Below are 18,522 nucleotides of genomic sequence, written 5' to 3'. Positions count from 1 at the left end.
ATCGCGGGTGCTCGGTCATCTTCGGACTCACGGCGCCTCGTCGAAGGGGTGGTCGAAGGGGTGTCTGTCGAAGGGGTGCCGGAGGCGGGTGCCCGGCGGCAGGTCGCGGCGGACGTACCACTCGGTGCCGAAGACGAGGCGGTAGAGCGGCCCGGGGATCTTCAGCAGGACGGCGAGCGTCCTGTCGCCCTCGCCGCCGCTGGCCTGGGAGGCGTGGGCGCGCATGCTGGCCCGTTTGCGCCCTGCGTACTTCCTGACGTTGACCCTGTGGGTGATCTGGTCGCCCGCGGTGTAGGCGCTCTCGAACGTCCTGAGGTCGAACTCGGGAGGGAAGGTGTAGACCCTGCCTGCCAGCCGCAACGCCCTGATCAGCGGGTCTCTGTTGACCGTGGCCTCCAGCACGATCGGCGTGCCCGCGATCTGCGCGGCCCTCCTGCCCACCCTGTGCACCTGCACGTGGTCGGGGTGACCGTAGCCGCCCGCGGGGTCGTAGATCGACAGCAGGTCGGCTTTCTCCTCCTCCAGCACGGCCGCCAGTGCCTTGGCGGCCTCCTCGGAGTCGGCGTCGATGAAGGCGTTGTCGGGCCGTTCCTCGGCGAAGCCGCCCGACGGGCTGAGACCCGAGTCGCCGTAGCCGAGACACACCACGCGCGCACAGCCGAGCACCGCGGCGGACTCGTACAACTCCTTCATCCGCTTCTCGCCGAGCGCCTCGCCCTTCTCCATCTCGGCCAGGCCGCGTTCGCCCGCCGTGGCCACGACGAGCACCACTCGGTGGCCCTCGGCCGCGAGCATCGCCATCGTGCCCGCCGTCAGCAGGGCCTCGTCGTCGGGATGGGCGTGGAAGAACACAGCGGTACGTGGTGGCACAAGGTCAGATTAGTGTGGGACGGGTGCGGATCCTTCACGTCAGCGACTGTTATCTTCCGCGGCTCGGGGGCATCGAGGTGCAGGTCGCGGACCTCGTCAGGATGCAGCGCGAGGCCGGCCACACCGTCGAGGTGGCCACCGCGACCAGGGGAGAGGCGCTTGCCGGCGTCCACAGGATCGTCGCCAGGATGCCGTTCGACCTGCCCGTCCACCCCCGCGGTGTGGGCAAGCTCACCAGGCTCATGACCTCGGGCAGACCAGACGTGGTCCACGTCCACGCGGGCGCCGTCTCGCCGTTCGCGTGGATGGGGGTGCGCGCCGCCGTCAGGGCGGGGCTGCCCGTCGTGGTGACGGTGCACAGCATGTGGGACCCCGTCACCCGGCTGCTCTACACCGCGCTCAGGCTCGGGTTCGAGTGGCACAGGTGGGGGCTCGTCGCCACCACCGTCAGCACGGCCGCAGCCGGCCCGATCCGCGCGGTCGCGGGCCGGGGCACGCCCGTCCACGTGGTCTCCAACGGCCTCGACGTCTCAGGATGGCGGCCCGCGGACGGCCGGCCGCCGCACGACGGGGAGGTGCACCTCGTGGCGGTCGGCAGGTTCGCGCCGCGCAAGCAGCCCGTCCGGCTGCTGCGGCTGCTGCGGGCGGCGCGCGCGAGGGTCCCCTCCGGCGTCCCGATGCGGGCCACGATCATCGGCGAGGGTCCCGCGCGCGGCGCGATGGAACGCTTTCTCGCCGCGAACGGCATGACCTCGTGGGTCTCGCTGCCCGGCCGCCACACCCGCGAGCAGATCGCCAAGGTGCTCTCCACGGCCGACGTCTTCATCGCCCCCGCCCCCCGCGAGTCGTTCGGGATCGCCGCGCTCGAGGCGCGCGCGGCCGGCCTGCCGGTCGTCGCCCGCAGCCAGAGCGGCGTGGCCGACTTCGTCAGGAACGGCAAGGAAGGGCTGCTCGGCCGCTCGTTCGACGACCTGGTGCGGGCGGTCGTGCGCTTGTCGACCGACACGGCGCTGCGCGAGTCCATCGCCGAGCACAACCGCGCCACGCCGCCGACCGCGGGCGCGTGGCCGCTGGTCCTCGAAGGGTTCGACCGCTGCTATGAGGAGGCCATCGGCTGACCCGCGGCGCTCTTGCGCAGCACGACGTAGCCGTTGCGCTCGAAGAGCTTCTCGTAACCCGACGACAGCAGCAGCGCGACCCGCTCGGCCTGGGCCGTGGGCGAGCCGTGGGGATACTCCCATCTGGCGACGTCGGCCACGACCCAGGGGGCGTAGCGGGGCTGGTGGTCCCACAGCAGGACGGTGGCTCGTGAGGTCAGGGCGGGGCCGAGCGAGTTGACGACCTCGACGACCACGCCCGACGGCACCTTCGACACCGCCTCGGCCGCGGCGAGCGTGCGGTCGGGGTCGGCCCGGTAGAAGGCGGGATGGGTGAGCTGGTCCAGGGCGAAGCGGGGCACCAGGGTGAGGGCGACGGCCGCGACGCCGACCGACCACGCGAGCTTCATCGAGTTGGGGCCCTTGACCCAGCGCAGCAGCCGGGAGAGCCCGTCGACGCCCGCGCAGAACAGGATGACCACGGTGAACGCGCTGTACTGGAAGTCGGCCTGCCACCACGACGACCGGTCCGACAGCATGCGCTCCAGCACATGCGGCAGCGCCATCAGCGAGACCGGCGACAGCAGGCAGAGCAGCAGCGTCGGCCAGACCAGCAGGAAGAGCGTGTCGACCTTGGCCTCCTCGCTGAACGGCAGGGCCAGCGTGCCGAGCGGGTCGCCGAGCATGTGCAGCAGCGCGCTCGGCACGTCGGCGCCGAGGTGACCGTAGGCCCAGAAGTCTCCGGTGTCGCCGCCGACCAGCTTGAGCAGCACGCCGCGCACCAGGACCGTCCACGCCAGGCCGACGGTGACGCACAGCAGGCCGCGCAGCCGGTCGCCGAGCACGACGAGGCAGGCTCCGGCGCCGATGGCCATCAGCCCCATGTCCTCCTTGACGAGCAGGAGGGCGAGCATGGCCAGGAACGCGGGCAGCGGCCGGCCCGCCTGGTAGCGCTCGATCATGATGGCGGTCAGCAGCGGGACGAACATGACCTCGTGCGCGTCGAACGCGGCGGCCTGGGCGATCGGCCACGACACGGCGTAGGCGAAGGCGACGAGGTAGGCGGGAGCCGTACCGAGGACTCGGCGGGTGAACACCCACAGGAACGGGATCGCGGCCGCGAACAGGGCGGCCTGCGCGACGATCAGCGTGGCGGGGCCGTCATGGATCCAGTAGAGCGGCGCGAGCAGCGCGTAGATCGGCGAGAAGTGGTCGGCCAGCTGCACGTAGTCGAGGCCGCGGCCGTGGAAGACGCCCACCGAAGGGATGTACGGCGGGCCGAAGCGGGAGTAGCCGCGCACCGCCTGGTCCACGATGACCAGGTCGAAGGTGGTGGCGCGGAAGGTGGCGAGCCTGACCAGGCCGAGTACGGCGTAGGCGAACGCCGCGGCGAGCGACAGGAGGTAGACCCACAGGCGGGGGGAGGTCGTCAGGCGCACGGAGGACAAGGGTAGACCGGACGGCTGACCCTGGCCGCCGCGCCGCACTGCCCCCCACAGGCGGTGCGGCGGCCGGGCGGTTCATCAGGAGCAGGCGCTCTGGATCTTGGTGGAGAAGCCCTGCATCTTGCCGGTGAACTCGGTGAGCTTCGAGGCGTCCTTGAGGTCCTTGATGCTCTCGAAGCCGGCGGCCAGGTCGTTGAGGGCCGCGGCGAGCTCGCCGTCGTACTTGGCCGCGAGGGCCTTGGACTTCTCGGCGGCGGTGCTGGAGGCCTTCTCCATGGCCGCGTCGTCGGTCATGGCGGTGCTCAGGCTTCCCGACCACTCAGTCATGATCTTGGTGGCCTCGTTGGCGACCGCGTTGCAGTCGACGGCGGTGCCCACCGCGCCGCAGGCCGTGAGGCCCGCGAGAGTCAGCGTGGCCGCGGAGACGGTGATGGCCCGCTTGAGGAAACGCATTCTAGTGCCCTTCGTAGGATGTCTAGCAGAAGGGACCTTATGGTCTCAGACTTGATGTTCACTTACATCCCGCTTACATCACCTGTCACACGCACGGGTAGGAGTCGGGCCATGACCGTAAGTCACGAACTGAAGCGGGTCATCGGGCGCAGGATGCTTCTGCTGTTCGTCGTCGGCGACATCCTCGGCGCGGGCATCTACGCGCTGGTCGGCAAGGTGGCGGGGCATGTCGGCGGTGCGCTGTGGGCGCCGTTCCTCGTCGCCTTCGTGCTGGCCGCGCTGACCGCCACCGCCTACGCGGAGCTTGTCGGCAAGTATCCCCAGGCGGCGGGCGCCGCCCTCTACACCAACAAGGCGTTCGGCATCCCCTTCGTCACGTTCATCGTGGCCTTCGCCGTGATGATGAGCGGCATCACCTCGGCCAGCGCCGCGGCCAGGGCCTTCGGCGGGCGCTACCTGGCCGAGTTCATCACGCTGCCGGTGGTCGTCGGCGCGTTCATCTTCCTGGCCCTGATCACGATCGTGAACTTCGCCGGAATCTCCGAGTCGGTGAAGGTCAACGTGACCCTGACGATCATCGAGGCCTTCGGCCTGCTGGTGATCGTCGCCATCGGGATCTACGCGCTGTTCACCGGGGAGGGCGAGCCGGCCAGGGCGCTGGAGTTCCATCCGGTCAGCGGCGCCTTCCTCGGCATCCTCGGCGGCACGGCGCTCGCCTTCTACGCGCTGCTCGGCTTCGAGGACTCGGTCAACCTCGCCGAGGAGGCCAAGGAACCGCAGCGCGACTACCCGCGGGCGCTGTTCGGCGGGATCGCGGTCGCCGCGGTGATCTACCTGGCGGTCGCCTTCACCGCCACGATGCTGGTCGACACCAAGACACTCGTCGCCTCGACGGGACCGCTGCTCGAAGTCGTCAAGGTGGCGGGCCTGGCCTTCCCGCCCAAGGTGTTCGCGCTGATCGCGCTGCTCGCCGTCGGCAACACCGCGCTGATCAACATGCTCATGGCCTCCAGGCTCGTGTACGGCATGGCCAGGCAGCGCATCATCCCCGCCACCTTTGGAGCGGTCCATCCCACCAGGGCCACGCCGTGGGTGGCGATCGTCTTCACAGTGGGCATCGCCGCCGCCCTGGTCTCGACGGGCGAGATCGGCCCGCTGGCCGACACGACCGTGCTCCTGCTGCTGTGCGTGTTCGCGCTGGTGAACATCTGCGTGCTGGTGCTGCGCAAGGACAGGGTCGAGCACGAGCACTTCGTCGCGCCCACGTGGATGCCCGCCCTGGGCGCGGTGGTCTGCCTGTTCCTGACCCTGCCCATCACCGGCCGGTCGGGCGACGTCTACCTGCGGGCGGCCATCCTCGTCGGCATCGGCGTCGTGCTGTGGTTCGTCAACCGGTTGTTCGTGGGGCCGATCAAGGAGATCGACATCACCAAGATCAACCCACCGGACTGACCCAGGCACGAGCGCGCCCGTCCCCGGGATCCGTCCGCGTCTCGGAAAGGGGCTCGGAAGGAGGGTGGAAGGGTCGGAAAGGGGTTGGGGAGCCTCAGAAAGGGAGGGGTCTGCCGGAGGGAGTTCGCAGGTCGAGGGGGAGAGGGCGGCGAGGGGGCCGCGGGCGGGGGACCAGCTGGAGCTTCTTCACCTAGCGGAATCCTTCCAGTGGGGAGTACCTATGTCATACCCGATGATCAGGTGTAACTCACCCTGTCGCGGTAACCTCACAGGTATGGCGTTCGCCCACCCCGCGTTCTTCTACAGGGACGACGCGGACTACCTCTCGGGCACCGTCCCGTTCATCCGCGCGGGACTGGCGGCGGGTGACCCGGTGGCCGTGGCCGTACCGGGCCCGAATCTCGAGGTGATCAGGGACGAGCTCGACGAGGCCGCCGAGCGGGTGCGGATGCTGGACATGACCGTCGTGGGCCGCAATCCGGGCCGGATCATCCCCGGGGTGCTGCGCGAGTTCGCCGACAACTTCCCCGACCGGCACGTGCGGATCATCGGCGAGCCCATCTGGGCCGGGCGCACCGGCACCGAGTACCCCGCGTGCGTCCAGCACGAGGCGCTGATCAACCTGGCGTTCGAGGGCCGCCGCGTGACGATCATGTGCCCGTACGACGTCAAACGGCTGGAGCCGGAGATCCTCGACGACGCCGAGCTCACCCACCCCGTCGTCCAGGACATCACGGGCGAGCGCGAGAGCGCCGCCTACGCGCCCCTGCGCGTGATCGACGGCTACAACGTGCCGCTCTACGAGCCGCCCGCCTCGGTCGCGCTCCACTTCGACAGCACCAACTTCGGCCAGGTACGGCACCTGGCCAACGAGTGGGCGACGGCGGCCGGGCTGACCGGCACCCGCCTCGACGACGTCCAGCTGACGGTCTCCGAGCTGGGCGCCAACAGCCTCGACCACGGGGGCGGATCGGGCGTGCTGCGGATCTGGCACGAGGAGAGCCGCCTGGTCTGCGAGGTCAGCGACGGGGGGCACATCACCGACCCGCTCGCCGGCCGCTCCCCGGTCGACCCGCGCACGCCTGGCTCGCGCGGCCTGCTGATCGTCAACCTGCTCAGCGACCTGGTCCGCGTCCACACCCGTGAGGGCTCGACGGTGGTGCGGGCGTACTTCGACCGGTGAACCACACGATCAGACGGGCAACGTCGCGCGCACGGTGAACCCGCCCTCCGGCAGGGGGTGCGCCTCCATCCGGCCGCCGAACAGCGCCACCCGCTCGCTCATGCCGATGAGGCCGTGGCCGAGCCCGCGCCGCTCCGGCGGCTCGTGACCCGGCGTCGGCCCCTCGTCGGTGATCTCCAGCGACAGCTCCGTGCGCCGGTGCGCGACCGTGACCGCCACCCTGGTCGCTCCCGCGTGTTTCAGCGTGTTGGTCAGCGCCTCCTGGATGATCCGGTAGGCCGACAGCTCCAGCCCCGCCGAGAGCGGGACGGGCTCGCCGCGCACGTCGAGCTTCACATCGAGGCCCGCCACACGCACCTGCTCCACCAGCTCCTCCAGCCGGGCCAGGCTGGGCTGCGGGATGTTGACCTCCGTCTCGGGCCCCGACCGCAGCACGCCCAGCATGCGCCGCAGCTCGTGTACGGCCCCGCGGCCCGCCTCCTCCACGATCGTCAGCGCCTCCCGCTCGCGCGTCTGCTCCTCGTTCAGGCAGCGACGCACCGCGCCCGACTGCATCACCATGACGCTGACGCTGTGGGCGACGATGTCGTGCAGCTCGCGGGCGATCCTGTTGCGTTCCTCGTTGACCGCCTCCCTGGCCAGCAGCGCGCCACGCTCCTGCGCCTGGGCGGCGACCTCCCTGTAGCGCTGGACGGCGAGGCCCGCGCCCGCCGCGACGCTGGTCATCACCAGGGCGATGGCCAGGTCGCCGGGGCCGATGGGCGCGTCGTCGGTGAAGACGATCAGGCCGACGAAGCCGAGCGCGAGTGCCAGGCCCGCGGGCGTACGCCAGTTTCTTGGCGGCACCTCCGCCATCAGCGTGAACAGCAGCAGCAGTTCGACATAGAACTGCCAGGCGCCCAGCGTCTCCTGCGAAAGGGGAATGGCCACGCCGCCGAACACCGTGTAGACGGCCAGCGCGGCGAACGGGATGCGCCGCCGTACGGCCACCAGAGCCGCGCTCGCCAGGGCGAGCCCGATCCACAGCGCCGGGTGGGCGCGGTCGGGTTCGACGGTCCGGCCACCGAACTCCTCTGCCAGCGAGAACACGGCCACGATCGCGGCGATCGCCCAGTCGAGCCTCATGAACCCCGACTGTAGAGCGACCTCGGGCGGCGGCGAATCATCCCCGAGACGGACATGTGGGCGCCCGCCGTACTCACCCTGAGGGGGGCAGCCCCACCAAGGGTCGGCTTCCGGCAGGTCATCGGGGTGGTGCAGGGGACGCTCCTCCCAAGGTCGTAAGGGTCGGTTCAGGGACCGCGTGGGGCCGATCTCCGATACTCCGCAAGGCCGCATTCCACGAGCGTTGAGGGCATGAAGGGATTGCTCATCGGCGGACTGGCGGCACTCGGCACGGGCGCGGGCGCGATGCTCGCGCTGCAGACGGGGGCAGGGCTCGACCCGATGCACACCTTGATCAGCGAGTACGCCTTCCACCCGATCGGGTGGCTGCTGCCCGCCTCGCTGACGCTCTTCGCGGCCGGGGCGGCGCTCATCGCGGTCGCGCTGCGCAGGTCGGGCGGCGACGGCAGGGTCGTGGCCCTGGTGGCGGTGTGGGGGGTATGCATCTTCCTGCTCGGCCTCTTCCCGACCGACCGGCCAGGGGTGCCGCTGTCGCTGTCGGGCGGCATCCACCGCTACGCCGGGTTCGTCGCCTTCCTGGTGCTGCCGGTGGCGGGCCTCCTGCTGGCCAGGGCCAGGGTGGGCTACGCGTGGGCGATGAAGGCGCTCAGCGCCGTCGCGCTCGGCGCGCTGGTGCTGGTCGTGATCCCTTACGTGGTCAGGATGTTCGGGATCCCGCTCAGCAACAGCGACATTCCGGCCGGGCTCACCCAGCGGTTCGTGGTGGTCTCCGAGCTCGGGCTGCTGCTGTTCCTGACCCTGCATCTGGTACGGCTACCGCACGGGAGGGCCCACCGCAGTCACCGGCTGGTGTCCGTCCAGCACGCCGCTCCAGCGGCGACGGCTCCCGCCCAGACGTCGCGGTCGCTGGCCGCGTAGGTGGTCAACGCTCCCACGGGGGTGTCTCCCCGAGCTTGGCGTAGTACTTGGCGAGGTGGGCCTTGACCCGGTCCACCTCGTCTTTCGGTATCTTCACCCCGCCCCTCGCGCCCTGCATGACGGCGCCCGCCGCCATGATCGCCCGGGGAACGGCCTTGAGCGTGCCGTTGACGACGTCGGCGATGGGCAGCTTGTACCCACCGAACTCGTCGGCGTTGTCGGAGTCGTACCAGACGTGGGCTTCGCGGTACTTCGCGTTGGGCGCGTCCTCGGCCTTCGCCCAGGAACGGACCCGCTGCTCGGCCTCCGCTGCGTCCCACTCCCTGTCGCGGTCGGCGAGCGAGAGATCATGGAACCTTGTCACGGTCATAGCATCCGCCCTACCGCTCCCGAAACGATTGAAACGGATGCCCCGGGTAGGACGTGGAGAGAGATCACCACGTTGAGGGGAGCCGAGATGACGATCCTGGTGGCGTACGACGGTTCGGACGACGCGAAGGCCGCCATCGCCTACGCGGGCAGCCTGCTGAAGGGACACGAGGCGGTCGTGCTGGCTGTGTGGGAGCGGCTGGCGCTCGCCTCCATCAGGGGCTCGGCGGGGATGATCGCGCCGGTCGACACCACGGCCGAGGACGCGGCGATCCAGGCCGCCACCAGAGAGCTGGCCGAGCAGGGGGCCCGGCTGGCCGTCCAGGCGGGCCTCGACGCCACGGCGCGCTGGGAGCCCGACTCGCTGGCGGTCTGGTCGACGATCGTGGACGTGGCCGAGGAGCTCGACGCGACCTTGATCGTGACGGGCACCAGGGGGCAGGGCGGGGTCAGGTCGCTGCTGCTCGGCAGCACGTCCGACCGGGTGCTGCACCACGCGGGCCGTCCCGTGCTGATCGTGCCGTCCAAGGAGGACTCCGCCTGATATCGTCAACCCATGACGACTCGGCGAATGATGGCCCCCTAGGGGCTCGCCGACGTCTTCGCAGAGGCCCTGATGACCGGGGCCTCTTCGCATGTCCGGGGCCCCTTTGGAGGTTCCCCGATGTACATCACGACGACCATCCCCTACGTCAACGCCCGTCCCCACCTGGGCTTCGCGTTGGAGATCGTCCAGGCGGACGTGCTGGCCAGGCACTACCGCAGACGCGAGCCGGTGCGCTTCCAGACCGGCACCGACGACAACTCGCTCAAGAACGTCTTGGCCGCCGAGGCCGCGAACGTGCCGGTGCAGGAGTTCGTCGACCGCAACGCCGCGGCGTTCGAGGCGCTGCGCGAGCCGCTGGCGCTCTCCTTCGACGCCTTCGTGCGCACCAGCCGCGACCCCTCCCACCGCGCGGGCGTCGAGCGGCTGTGGCGGGCCGCCGAGCACGACGTCTACCAGCGCTCCTACGAGGGCCTGTACTGCGTCGGCTGCGAGGCCTTCTCCACCGAGGACACCTGTCCCGAGCACGGCGGCCCGCTGCAGAAGGTCTCGGAGAAGAACTGGTTCTTCCGCCTGTCCCGCTACCAGGACGAGCTGAAGGCGCTGATCGCCGACGGCCGGCTGCGGATCGAGCCGGCCGCCCGCAGGAACGAGGTGCTGTCCTTCATCGATGCCGGGCTGCAGGACATCAGCATCTCCCGATCGCAGGAACGCGCCCGCGGCTGGGGCATCCCCGTTCCCGGCGACCCCTCCCAGGTGATCTACGTCTGGTGGGACGCACTCGCCAACTACGTCACCGCGCTGGACGACTACGAGCGCTGGTGGGCGAACGGACGCAAGATCCACCTGGTCGGCAAGGGCGTAATCCGCTTCCACGCCGTCTACTGGCCCGCGATGCTGCTGTCCGCGGGCCAGCCGCTGCCCACCGAGATCTACGTCCACGACTACCTCACCGTCGACGGCCGCAAGATCTCCAAGTCGTCCGGCGCGACCGCCGATCCGGCCGAACTCGCCGCCCGCTACGGGACCGACGCGGTGCGCTGGTGGCTGCTGCGCGAGGTGCCGCGCGTCGGCGACGCCGACTTCACCGAGGTACGGCTGGCCGCCCGCCACGACGAGGACCTCGCCAACGGCCTCGGCAACCTGGTCAAGCGCGTGGTCACCATGGTCCACAGGTTCTGCGACGGGCACGTGCCCGACGTGCTCGTTCCCGACGTGCTCGTGCCCGACGTGGAGGAACGGGTGCACGCGGCGCTGGAGGAGTTCGACTTCAGGGCGGCCGCCGCGGCGGTGTGGTCGATCGTGGAGGAGGCCAACAAGTACATCGAGCGGGAACAGCCGTGGAAGCAGGCCGACCCGCGGGTCGCGCTGGCGACGCTGGTCCACGCGTGCCGGACGCTTGCCGTACAGCTGGAAGATCTGCTGCCGGGAGCGGCGGCGAGGGTGGCGGCGCAGGTGACGGGGGAGCGGCTGCCCGCCCCCGCGCCTCTGTTCCCCCGGCTCCTTTGATCCGTGGTGCTTTGATGCGTGATGCGCGGGTGCCTCGCCCTCCGACGGGTGGGCGAGGAAGTCCCCGCGACCTTCGGTAAGGTAGCGGGATCGAAGCGTGCTACACGGGTAGGTGGAGCTGGGTGACTGCGGAGCAGGCCTTGTCGATCAGCCTCGGACTGCAAGGTCCCTGTGTCATCGCGAGGCTGACAGGAGACTTCGACTTCGGATCGGCGGCCGAAGTGCGAGATCGCGTCACCAAAGCGCTCGATCTCAGTCAGCCTCCGATGATCGTCATCGACATGCAGGCCGTCAGTGTCTGCGACTCCTCGGGGCTGTCCGTGCTGGTCTACCTCCACAAGGCGGTCACCGCCTCGGGTGGGCGGCTGCTGTTGTCGGGGCTGAACGGGCGCTGCAAGCACCTGTTCGCGATCACCGCGCTCGACAAGTTCTTCGACATCAGGACCACGGCCGAACTCGCCATCGCCGAACTCTCCGAGGCGGGGGACGCTCCGCCGTTCGCCGGTTAGCCGCCTGTCTTGTGTTGACAGGGGCGATCGTTTAGCGGGTTAATCGTGGCTTCTGGATCTTTACGGGGGACTTGGGGACTGGATGTTACGAAATATCGCCATCGCTGCCGTGACCACCTCGCTGGCCTTCGGAATGCCTGCCGTCGCCTCGGCGTCTACGGCCGCCCCCGCGGGACCTTCCGCTTTCTCGTCGGTTGCCACGTCCTCCCTCTTCGGCGCTCCCTCACCCGCTGTGACGTCGTCCTTCGCTGCGGCTTCCGGGCCCGCAGTGGCGTCGTCTTCTGCGGTGGCTGCCTCTCCCTTTGTGGCGTCGTCGCTCGCTGTCGCTTCCTGGCCCGCGGTGGGGTCGTCTTCTGCGGTGGCTTCTTCGTCGGCGGTGGCTTCCTCGTCCGGTGCGGCTTCCTCGTCCGGTATGGCCTCCTCGTCCGCCGTCGCCTCGGCTCGGCCCAAGCTGCTGCGTGGCAAGCCGTACTTCGGCAGATGCAGGAGCACGTGCAGGGTCAACGTCCGGATCAAGAACGTCTCCCGGCAGTCGGTCTACAGCGTCAAGCTCACCGCCAAGCTGAAGGTCAACGGGAGAAGCGTCGGCAGCTGCGGCGACTGGGTGGGCACGATGCGCGCGGGCAGCGTCAGGATCGCCTCCTGCACGGTCCGGTCGGGCAAGCTGTCCAGCATGTGGCGTAACCGGTACGACTACGGACGCTGGTACGTCTCCGCCCGCACCGCCGTCCGCTACCTGTACTACCGCTGACCCGCAGGCATCACCCTCGAGACCGGCCTATACCGCGGCCTCGCACGCGCCGCAAACCTATACCGCGGCCTCGCACGCGCCGCAAAGCCACGGTTGCGTGGTAGCGCCGTCGCCCGCCAGAACCAGGGTGCGCGAAAGGTCTGGGGCGCGCTGGCGGATGGCGTGGCTGGGGTCCGCAGGGCCCACCAGGATCGCAGCGAAGGGCAAGGGCCGCGCCGTAGGGCCCGGATCGCGCCGTATGGCAAGGGCCGCGCTGTAGGGCCGGGATCGCGCCGTATGGCAAGGGCCGCGCCGTAGGGCCGGGATCGCGATGCGCGGGCTGCACGGACGACGATCCAAACGAGGGAAACGACCGAAAGCCCACGGACGGCTCCTGTGGAAAGGGCCGTCTCGCGGGCTGAGTCAGCGAATACCCTGGATCAGGCGGTGATCATGAGGGCGAGGCCGATGAGGACCACCATCGGGACCACCCAGACGACAGCCTCGGCCGCGAACTCCTTGTACATGCTGTAGCTCTCCCTCAATGGGCCGCAGAAAAGGTCACTGCGCAGCATAGCCGCACTGGTCAGCGGTCCGTCCCCCGGTGGTCCTTCTCGGCGAGCCTCAGCCGCTTGGCGAGACTGAACCGCAACTCGTCGGCCATGAGGAGCCGAAGATCCCGAGAGTCGGTTTCGACGCGTTCGCGCACCTCCGGATGATCTCCCAGATGAGCCGTCCAGGCCCGCAGGACCTGCGGCATCGCGTCGATGGCGGTCTCGCTCATGATCGCTTCCCTGGGGAGCCACGAGGTCACGAACTGTGTGACCCGCGCCGGACTCCACCACGACGGACGATCGCCAACGAACTCCACAAGTGTGGCGAACGCCTCATCCGCGCCGGGCACATCGGGAAGATCGTCGAATCGCTCCACGGTGTCATCCGGCGACCGCCGCCCACCCGCGCCGCCCCTCGGACCTCGTTCATCACGTTCCGCGCGACGCACGCCCACACCCTCGTCCTTCGCACGTGCCGGGCGCGTGGTGTCGGTGCTCTTGGTGTCTGGTGTGGAGGCCTCGGTGCTGCGGGCCCTGGCCAGCACGATCGCGCGACCCTGCGGGAGGGTGTCGGCGACCGGGGCGCCCAGGACGGCGTCCGTGAGCTCGAACGCGTTGATGATCCGGCCCGCCACCCGCACGGGATCGGCTGGGCGAACATCGAGGTCGTCGAGGAACTTCGGCTCCTCGATCACCGCGTCGACCGCGAACCCGCCGTTGGCCTGGTCGATGCCGACCACCGCCAGGTGGGGCTCCTTGCCGTTGGGGTAGACGAAGGAGATGACGGCCAGCGCCTGCTCGCCGTAGGGGTCGGCAGTGCCGTACCACGCGCTTTTGGGCTGGGCCTGCCCCATGAGCTCCATCCATCGAAGCGCCGGGTCTTGAAGCACCTCACCTGCGGGCGTTGAACTTCCGGGCACACGGTCACCGGTCGCCTCGGCTGCGGAGATCTCGCTCGCGGTCGTCTCGTCACTGGTCGTCTCGGCCGTGGAGAGCTCGCCTGCGATTGCCTCGTCCCCGGTCGTCTTCGCTGCGGAGATCTCGTTCGCGGTCGCGTCACCGTCGGTCACGTCGTCGGCGGCGGGTGGTTGGGCGACGGAGGCGAGCGCGGTCGTGATCAGGCGTGCCTCAGGTGTGTCGTCGCGTGTGGCGAGCTCCATGAACGAGCGTCTCGCCTCATCATCGTCGTGCCATTCGGCGGTCAGCCTGCTCGCCCACAGCTCGGCACGCAGCGGCGATCGCCACCTGAGCAGGTCACGTGCCTGCCGGACGGCGTCGCGGTAGAGGTCACTGGTCTCGTCCACCCCCCGACCGTACCCATTCGGCGAGGCGCGCCAGCCATCCGTCCGCTCGCCGCTGAACCGCACCAGCGTGTTTCCGACACGAACGCACCGGCCCAGCGAGGAGCGAAGCGGTACGCCAGAGGGGCACCCCACATGGGCCAATCGGGATTCGGCGAGAAGGCGGCTGGGCTCCGATCGCTGTCGCGAGGTGGGTTACGGCCGGGCTCCGATCGGTGTCGTGAGGCGCGTCACGACGTCGGTCGGTGTCGCCACGGTCGGGTGTCGCGAGGTGCGCCGCGACGTCGGTCGGTGTCGTGAGGTGCGCCACGACGGGCCGTTGGTCGGTGTCGTGAGATGCCATCACCGGGCTCGGATCGTGCCACGAGGTATGGGGCGACTATCGATCTGAGGTGGCGGTAGGGCGGTCGTTGACCGGTGTCGCGAGGTGAGAAAAGCGACCATCGGTCGGAGGTGTGGGAGGGAGGTCGTCGACCGATGCCGCGAAGTGCGGGGAAGGCGACCGTCGATCTGCGGTGCGGGGATGTGACGGCTGACCGGTTCCGGCGGATGTGGATAGACCGGTTCCGGTGTCGATCGACTGGTTCCGATGCGGACCAGCTGGTTCGACCGTTCCGGTGTGGGCCGATCGGGTCCGGCGGGTGCACAAGGTGTGTGGGGTGGGGCAGGGCGAGGCGGGGTGCGGGGCCTTGGTTGGGCCCGCACCCCGGGTGCGGTCAGTGGTCGTCGCCTGCCAGGCCAGCCTTGCGCAAGGCCTCGGCGAGGGCGCCCGTCGGGGCGGGGCGGCGCTGTCCGCCGCGCTGTCCGCCCTGGCGACCACCGTCACGGCCGTCTCCATTGCGCGCGCCGCCGTTGCCGCGGCCCCCGTCTCGTCCGCCGCGGCCACTGTCACCGCGCCCACTGTCACCGCGACCGCCATCACCGCGGCCACCCGCATAACCGCGGCCACCGTCACCACGGCCACTGTCACCGCGACCGGCTTCGCCACGACCGCCAGCGTCACCGCGACCGGTGCCGCCCGAGCGTCCGTCAGCCGAGCGGCCACCCGAGCGGCCCTCGCCGCGACCATCTCCAGAGCGACCGTCACCAGCGCGACCGCCTCCTGGACGGCCGGTGCTCGGACGGCCGCCGCCCTGCTGGCCGTCCCCGCGCGCCTCCGACGAACGGCTGCCACGCCCCTGACGGGCGCCCGCCGTGTTCTCGTCCTCCAAACGCAGCGTGAGGGAGACGCGCTTGCGAGGGATGTCGACCTCGAGCACCTTCACCTTGACGATGTCGCCGGGCTTCACCACGTCGCGCGGGTCCTTGACGAACGTGCGCGACATCGCCGACACGTGCACCAGACCGTCCTGGTGCACGCCGATGTCGACGAACGCCCCGAAGGCCGCGACGTTCGTGACGACCCCTTCGAGGATCATCCCGGACGCCAGATCGGAGAGCTTCTCCACGCCCTCCTTGAACGTCGCCGTCTTGAAGGCGGGCCGCGGGTCACGCCCCGGCTTCTCCAGTTCGCCCAGGATGTCGGTCACCGTCGGCAGGCCGAAGGTGTCGTCCACGAACTCGGCCGGCTTGAGCGAGCGCAGCGTCGCGGTGTTGCCGATCAGCGACTTGAGGTCGGCGCCGACCGAGGTCAGGATCCGCCGGACCACCGGGTACGCCTCGGGGTGGACGCTGGAGGCGTCGAGCGGGTCGTCGCCGCCGGGAATGCGGAGGAACCCGGCGCACTGCTCGAACGCCTTGGGCCCGAGCCGCGCCACCTCCTTCAGCGCGCTGCGCGACCTGAACGGACCGTTGGCGTCGCGGTGCTGGACGATGTTGTCGGCCAGCGTGGAACCGATGCCGGACACGCGGGTCAGCAGCGGCGCCGAGGCGGTGTTGACATCGACGCCGACCGCGTTGACGCAGTCTTCGACGACCGCGTCGAGCGAGCGCGACAGCTTGGTCTCGGCCAGGTCGTGCTGGTACTGGCCGACGCCGATGGACTTCGGGTCGATCTTGACCAGCTCGGCCAGCGGGTCCTGGAGGCGGCGGGCGATGGAGACCGCGCCGCGCAGCGACACGTCGAGGTCAGGCAGCTCCTGGGAGGCGTAGGCGGATGCGGAGTAGACCGACGCGCCGGCCTCCGACACCACGATCTTGGTGAGCCCGGGCATGTGCTTGACCAGCTCGCCGGCCAGCTTGTCCGTCTCGCGGGAGGCCGTGCCGTTGCCGATGGCGATCAGCTCGACGCCGTGCTTCTGGGCGAGCGCGCCGAGGACGGCGAGAGACTGGTCCCACTGCCGCTTGGGCTCGTGGGGGTAGACGGTCGCGGTCTCGACGACCTTGCCGGTGGCGTCGACGACGGCCACCTTGACGCCGGTGCGCAGGCCGGGGTCGAGGCCCATCGTCGCGCGGGTGCCGGCGGGAGCGGCCAGCAGCAGGTCACGCAGGTTGGCGGCGAACACCCGCACCGCCTCGTCCTCGGCCGCCTGCCACAACCGCATGCGCAGGTCGAGGCCGAGGTGGACGAGGATGCGCGTGCGCCACGCCCAGCGAACCGTGTCACCCAGCCACTTGTCGGCGGGCCTGCCCTGGTCGGAGACGCCGAAGCGGGAGGCGATGCGCAGCTCGTACTCGGGCCCCTCCTCGGGCTCGAGCGCGACAGAAAGGATCTCCTCCTTCTCGCCGCGGAACATCGCGAGGATCCGGTGCGAGGGCAGCTTGGTGAACGGCTCGTTGAAGGCGAAGTAGTCGGAGAACTTGGCCCCCGCCTCCTCCTTGCCCTCGCGCACGGTCGAGGCTGCCCTGCCGTACGACCACATGCGCTCGCGCAGGGTGCCGATCAGGTCGGCGTCCTCCGCGAACCGCTCGATCAGGATGGCCCGCGCGCCCTCCAGGGCGGCGGCCGAGTCGGCCAGCCCCTCCACGACGTACGGCTCGGCGGTGGCGGTGGGGTCGAGCGTCGGATCGGCGAGCAGCGCGTCGGCCAGCGGTTCGAGCCCGAACTCACGGGCGATCATGGCCTTGGTGCGGCGCTTCGGCTTGTAGGGGAGGTAGATGTCCTCGAGGCGGGCCTTGGTGTCGGCCGCGAGGATCTGCTCCTTCAGCTCGTCGGTGAGCTTGCCCTGCGACTCGACCGACTCCAGGATCGCCGCGCGCCGCTCCTCGAGCTCACGCAGGTAGCGCAGCCGCTCCTCCAGCGTGCGCAGCTGCGCGTCGTCGAGCGTGCCGGTGACCTCCTTGCGGTAACGCGCGATGAACGGCACGGTGGCGCCGCCGTCGAGCAGGTCGACCGCGGCCTGCACCTGCCCGTCGCGTACGCCCAGCTCTTCCGCGATCCGCTGGTGAATAGAGAGCACTGATTCGCCTTTCGATGGTCCGCCGCCCAATTGTGCCGGACCCGGGGTCGGAGTGCGCTCGCCGGCGTCGCCTTGCCGTGCAGAAGCCCATTCCTCCCGTACGGCAAGCCGGTCTGGCGCCTCCGTCTCCCCATGGTCCCGTCCGCCGAGGGCGCGCGCCCAGCAGGACTTCGGTCCCCGCCGTCACGGCGAGCCTGAACCCGAAACCCTAAACCCCCGCACCGACGTTTTCCGCGAACGCGGGGACGACCACGCGCATGCCGCCGCCGTCCGGCGGAGACGACGGCGGCACGCGCACTCAGCGAGGAACCGTCGCCCTGGGGACACCGGCGCAGCGAGGAACGGTCGCCCTCGCCGGCGTCGAACATTCGGGACACACGGGCCCCGACCACGGGGCGGGCACCAGGTGGCCGTGGTGACGCCAGGTCACGGCGCACCTGCCGCGCCCGTTGTCGACGTGCCATGCCTCATAGGTGTGCTGCCACTCCGAGCGGCACTGCGGGCAGTGGTGAGTCCAAGTCTCCAGAACGACGCAGCAATCCTTCATCTCTGGCTCCGATCATGTGGTGGTACGGCGGGCGCGGGCCCTGTCACGTACGCCACACGCAGAGCAGCGTTCGGAGCTCGGCCGTCCGCACGCACGGGTGCGGGACGGCTGTGGTGTTGGTGGGGGTGCGGTCCCCCTTCGTCACCCGGCGGGCGGGGCGGCGGAGGGGCTGTTCGGACCTCCGCGAGACCTCCTCGACGGTGGTGGCGCGGTCCTGGGTGACCACCTCACGTTCAGCGGTGAGCGCCCCGGCGTGGCCGGTGGTGCAGCCGCCGACCTGCATGGTCCAGGCGAGAGCGGCGATGAGCACCCACAGCCATGCTCTTCCGCCGGGGGTCAGGCGGGGCGCTGCGGCGATCACGCAGGGTAATATCTCCGGCGCTCAGAGTCGAGAACCGCAACGGAGCGTAATATTCGCCCCGCCTGCCCCTCTGGCACCCCACCGCGCGGCCGACCCCGTGGTCGCGGGCGGGCGTTCTTCTGAGGGGGCCGGCAGAGTGGGGCCGGTCCGTGCGGCCGTCCGCGTGGTCGCGGGTGGGCGTTTTCCGAGGAATGGCAGGCCCGCGAGCGGAGCTGTG

17 protein-coding genes are annotated in these 18,522 nt (G+C 70.2%); 8 read left to right on the top strand and 9 right to left on the bottom strand.

What is annotated here, in order from left to right:
- Positions 1-27: 27 nt before the first annotated feature.
- On the bottom strand, positions 28-870 hold the full coding sequence (locus ACFXJ8_RS28440; protein ID WP_379647035.1) for a PIG-L deacetylase family protein: 843 nt from the start codon (positions 868-870) through the stop codon (positions 28-30).
- 23 nt (positions 871-893) lie between these two features.
- Here ACFXJ8_RS28440 and ACFXJ8_RS28435 point away from each other — a divergent pair, with 23 nt between their 5' ends.
- Positions 894-1,988, top strand: coding sequence for a glycosyltransferase family 4 protein (locus ACFXJ8_RS28435; protein ID WP_379647034.1), 1,095 nt, complete (start codon positions 894-896; stop codon positions 1,986-1,988).
- Here ACFXJ8_RS28435 and ACFXJ8_RS28430 read toward each other — a convergent pair.
- On the bottom strand, positions 1,967-3,406 hold the full coding sequence (locus ACFXJ8_RS28430; RefSeq protein WP_379647033.1) for a DUF2079 domain-containing protein: 1,440 nt from the start codon (positions 3,404-3,406) through the stop codon (positions 1,967-1,969). The genes ACFXJ8_RS28435 and ACFXJ8_RS28430 overlap by 22 nt on opposite strands.
- Positions 3,407-3,490: 84 nt before the next feature.
- Positions 3,491-3,865, bottom strand: coding sequence for a hypothetical protein (locus ACFXJ8_RS28425; protein ID WP_379647032.1), 375 nt, complete (start codon positions 3,863-3,865; stop codon positions 3,491-3,493).
- 111 nt (positions 3,866-3,976) lie between these two features.
- Here ACFXJ8_RS28425 and ACFXJ8_RS28420 point away from each other — a divergent pair, with 111 nt between their 5' ends.
- Both ACFXJ8_RS28420 and ACFXJ8_RS28415 read left to right on the top strand, forming a co-directional pair.
- Positions 3,977-5,317 (top strand): APC family permease, encoded by a 1,341-nt coding sequence (locus tag ACFXJ8_RS28420; protein ID WP_379647031.1) that lies wholly within the window; start codon positions 3,977-3,979, stop codon positions 5,315-5,317.
- Positions 5,318-5,591: 274 nt separating this feature from the next.
- Entirely contained in the window at positions 5,592-6,500 is a 909-nt protein-coding gene (locus tag ACFXJ8_RS28415) for an anti-sigma factor RsbA family regulatory protein (RefSeq protein ID WP_379647030.1), read from the top strand.
- A 9-nt stretch (positions 6,501-6,509) separates the two neighbouring features.
- On the opposite strand, the gene ACFXJ8_RS28410 is transcribed toward ACFXJ8_RS28415, so the two are convergent.
- On the bottom strand, positions 6,510-7,625 hold the full coding sequence (locus tag ACFXJ8_RS28410; RefSeq protein WP_379647029.1) for a sensor histidine kinase: 1,116 nt from the start codon (positions 7,623-7,625) through the stop codon (positions 6,510-6,512).
- 231 nt (positions 7,626-7,856) lie between these two features.
- Between ACFXJ8_RS28410 and ACFXJ8_RS28405 the strand changes: the two genes are divergently transcribed.
- Positions 7,857-8,543: a DUF998 domain-containing protein gene (locus ACFXJ8_RS28405; protein WP_379647028.1), complete on the top strand. Its 687-nt coding sequence runs from the start codon at positions 7,857-7,859 to the stop codon at positions 8,541-8,543.
- A gap of 4 nt (positions 8,544-8,547) precedes the next feature.
- Here ACFXJ8_RS28405 and ACFXJ8_RS28400 read toward each other — a convergent pair whose 3' ends face one another.
- Positions 8,548-8,913, bottom strand: coding sequence for a hypothetical protein (locus ACFXJ8_RS28400; protein ID WP_379647027.1), 366 nt, complete (start codon positions 8,911-8,913; stop codon positions 8,548-8,550).
- An 87-nt stretch (positions 8,914-9,000) separates the two neighbouring features.
- On the opposite strand from ACFXJ8_RS28400, the gene ACFXJ8_RS28395 reads away from it, so the two are divergent.
- The 3 genes from ACFXJ8_RS28395 to ACFXJ8_RS28385 all read left to right on the top strand — a co-directional run bounded on the left by ACFXJ8_RS28395 (position 9,001) and on the right by ACFXJ8_RS28385 (position 11,474).
- Positions 9,001-9,456 carry a universal stress protein gene (locus ACFXJ8_RS28395; RefSeq protein ID WP_379647026.1) on the top strand — a complete coding sequence of 152 codons (456 nt, stop codon included), beginning with the start codon at positions 9,001-9,003 and terminating at the stop codon, positions 9,454-9,456.
- Between the two features lie 120 nt (positions 9,457-9,576).
- Complete coding sequence (metG, locus tag ACFXJ8_RS28390) at positions 9,577-10,965, top strand: methionine--tRNA ligase (RefSeq protein ID WP_379647025.1); 1,389 nt, start codon at positions 9,577-9,579, stop codon at positions 10,963-10,965.
- A 122-nt stretch (positions 10,966-11,087) separates the two neighbouring features.
- Positions 11,088-11,474, top strand: coding sequence for an STAS domain-containing protein (locus tag ACFXJ8_RS28385; protein ID WP_379647024.1), 387 nt, complete (start codon positions 11,088-11,090; stop codon positions 11,472-11,474).
- Positions 11,475-11,534: 60 nt separating this feature from the next.
- Here the strand turns inward: ACFXJ8_RS28385 and ACFXJ8_RS28380 are convergent, their stop codons facing one another.
- A complete protein-coding gene (locus ACFXJ8_RS28380; RefSeq protein WP_379647023.1) occupies positions 11,535-11,924 on the bottom strand; it encodes a hypothetical protein in 390 nt (129 codons plus the stop codon).
- On the opposite strand from ACFXJ8_RS28380, the gene ACFXJ8_RS28375 reads away from it, so the two are divergent.
- A complete protein-coding gene (locus ACFXJ8_RS28375; protein WP_379647022.1) occupies positions 11,887-12,225 on the top strand; it encodes a hypothetical protein in 339 nt (112 codons plus the stop codon). The two genes, ACFXJ8_RS28380 and ACFXJ8_RS28375, sit on opposite strands and share 38 nt — an antisense overlap.
- Positions 12,226-12,790: 565 nt before the next feature.
- Here the strand turns inward: ACFXJ8_RS28375 and ACFXJ8_RS28370 are convergent.
- The 3 genes from ACFXJ8_RS28370 to ACFXJ8_RS28360 form a co-directional block, all read right to left on the bottom strand.
- Positions 12,791-14,062 (bottom strand): hypothetical protein, encoded by a 1,272-nt coding sequence (locus ACFXJ8_RS28370; RefSeq protein WP_379647021.1) that lies wholly within the window; start codon positions 14,060-14,062, stop codon positions 12,791-12,793.
- A gap of 713 nt (positions 14,063-14,775) precedes the next feature.
- Positions 14,776-17,397 carry a Tex family protein gene (locus ACFXJ8_RS28365; RefSeq protein ID WP_379647020.1) on the bottom strand — a complete coding sequence of 874 codons (2,622 nt, stop codon included), beginning with the start codon at positions 17,395-17,397 and terminating at the stop codon, positions 14,776-14,778.
- Positions 17,398-17,987: 590 nt separating this feature from the next.
- Positions 17,988-18,305: a hypothetical protein gene (locus ACFXJ8_RS28360; protein WP_379647019.1), complete on the bottom strand. Its 318-nt coding sequence runs from the start codon at positions 18,303-18,305 to the stop codon at positions 17,988-17,990.
- Positions 18,306-18,522 lie beyond the last annotated feature (217 nt).

This window comes from Nonomuraea sp. NPDC059194, assembly GCF_042754765.1.
Taxonomy (GTDB): Bacteria; Actinomycetota; Actinomycetes; order Streptosporangiales; family Streptosporangiaceae; genus Nonomuraea.
Note: the sequence above shows the minus strand (reverse complement) of the source record. Positions and strands in the feature narration are given on the sequence as shown.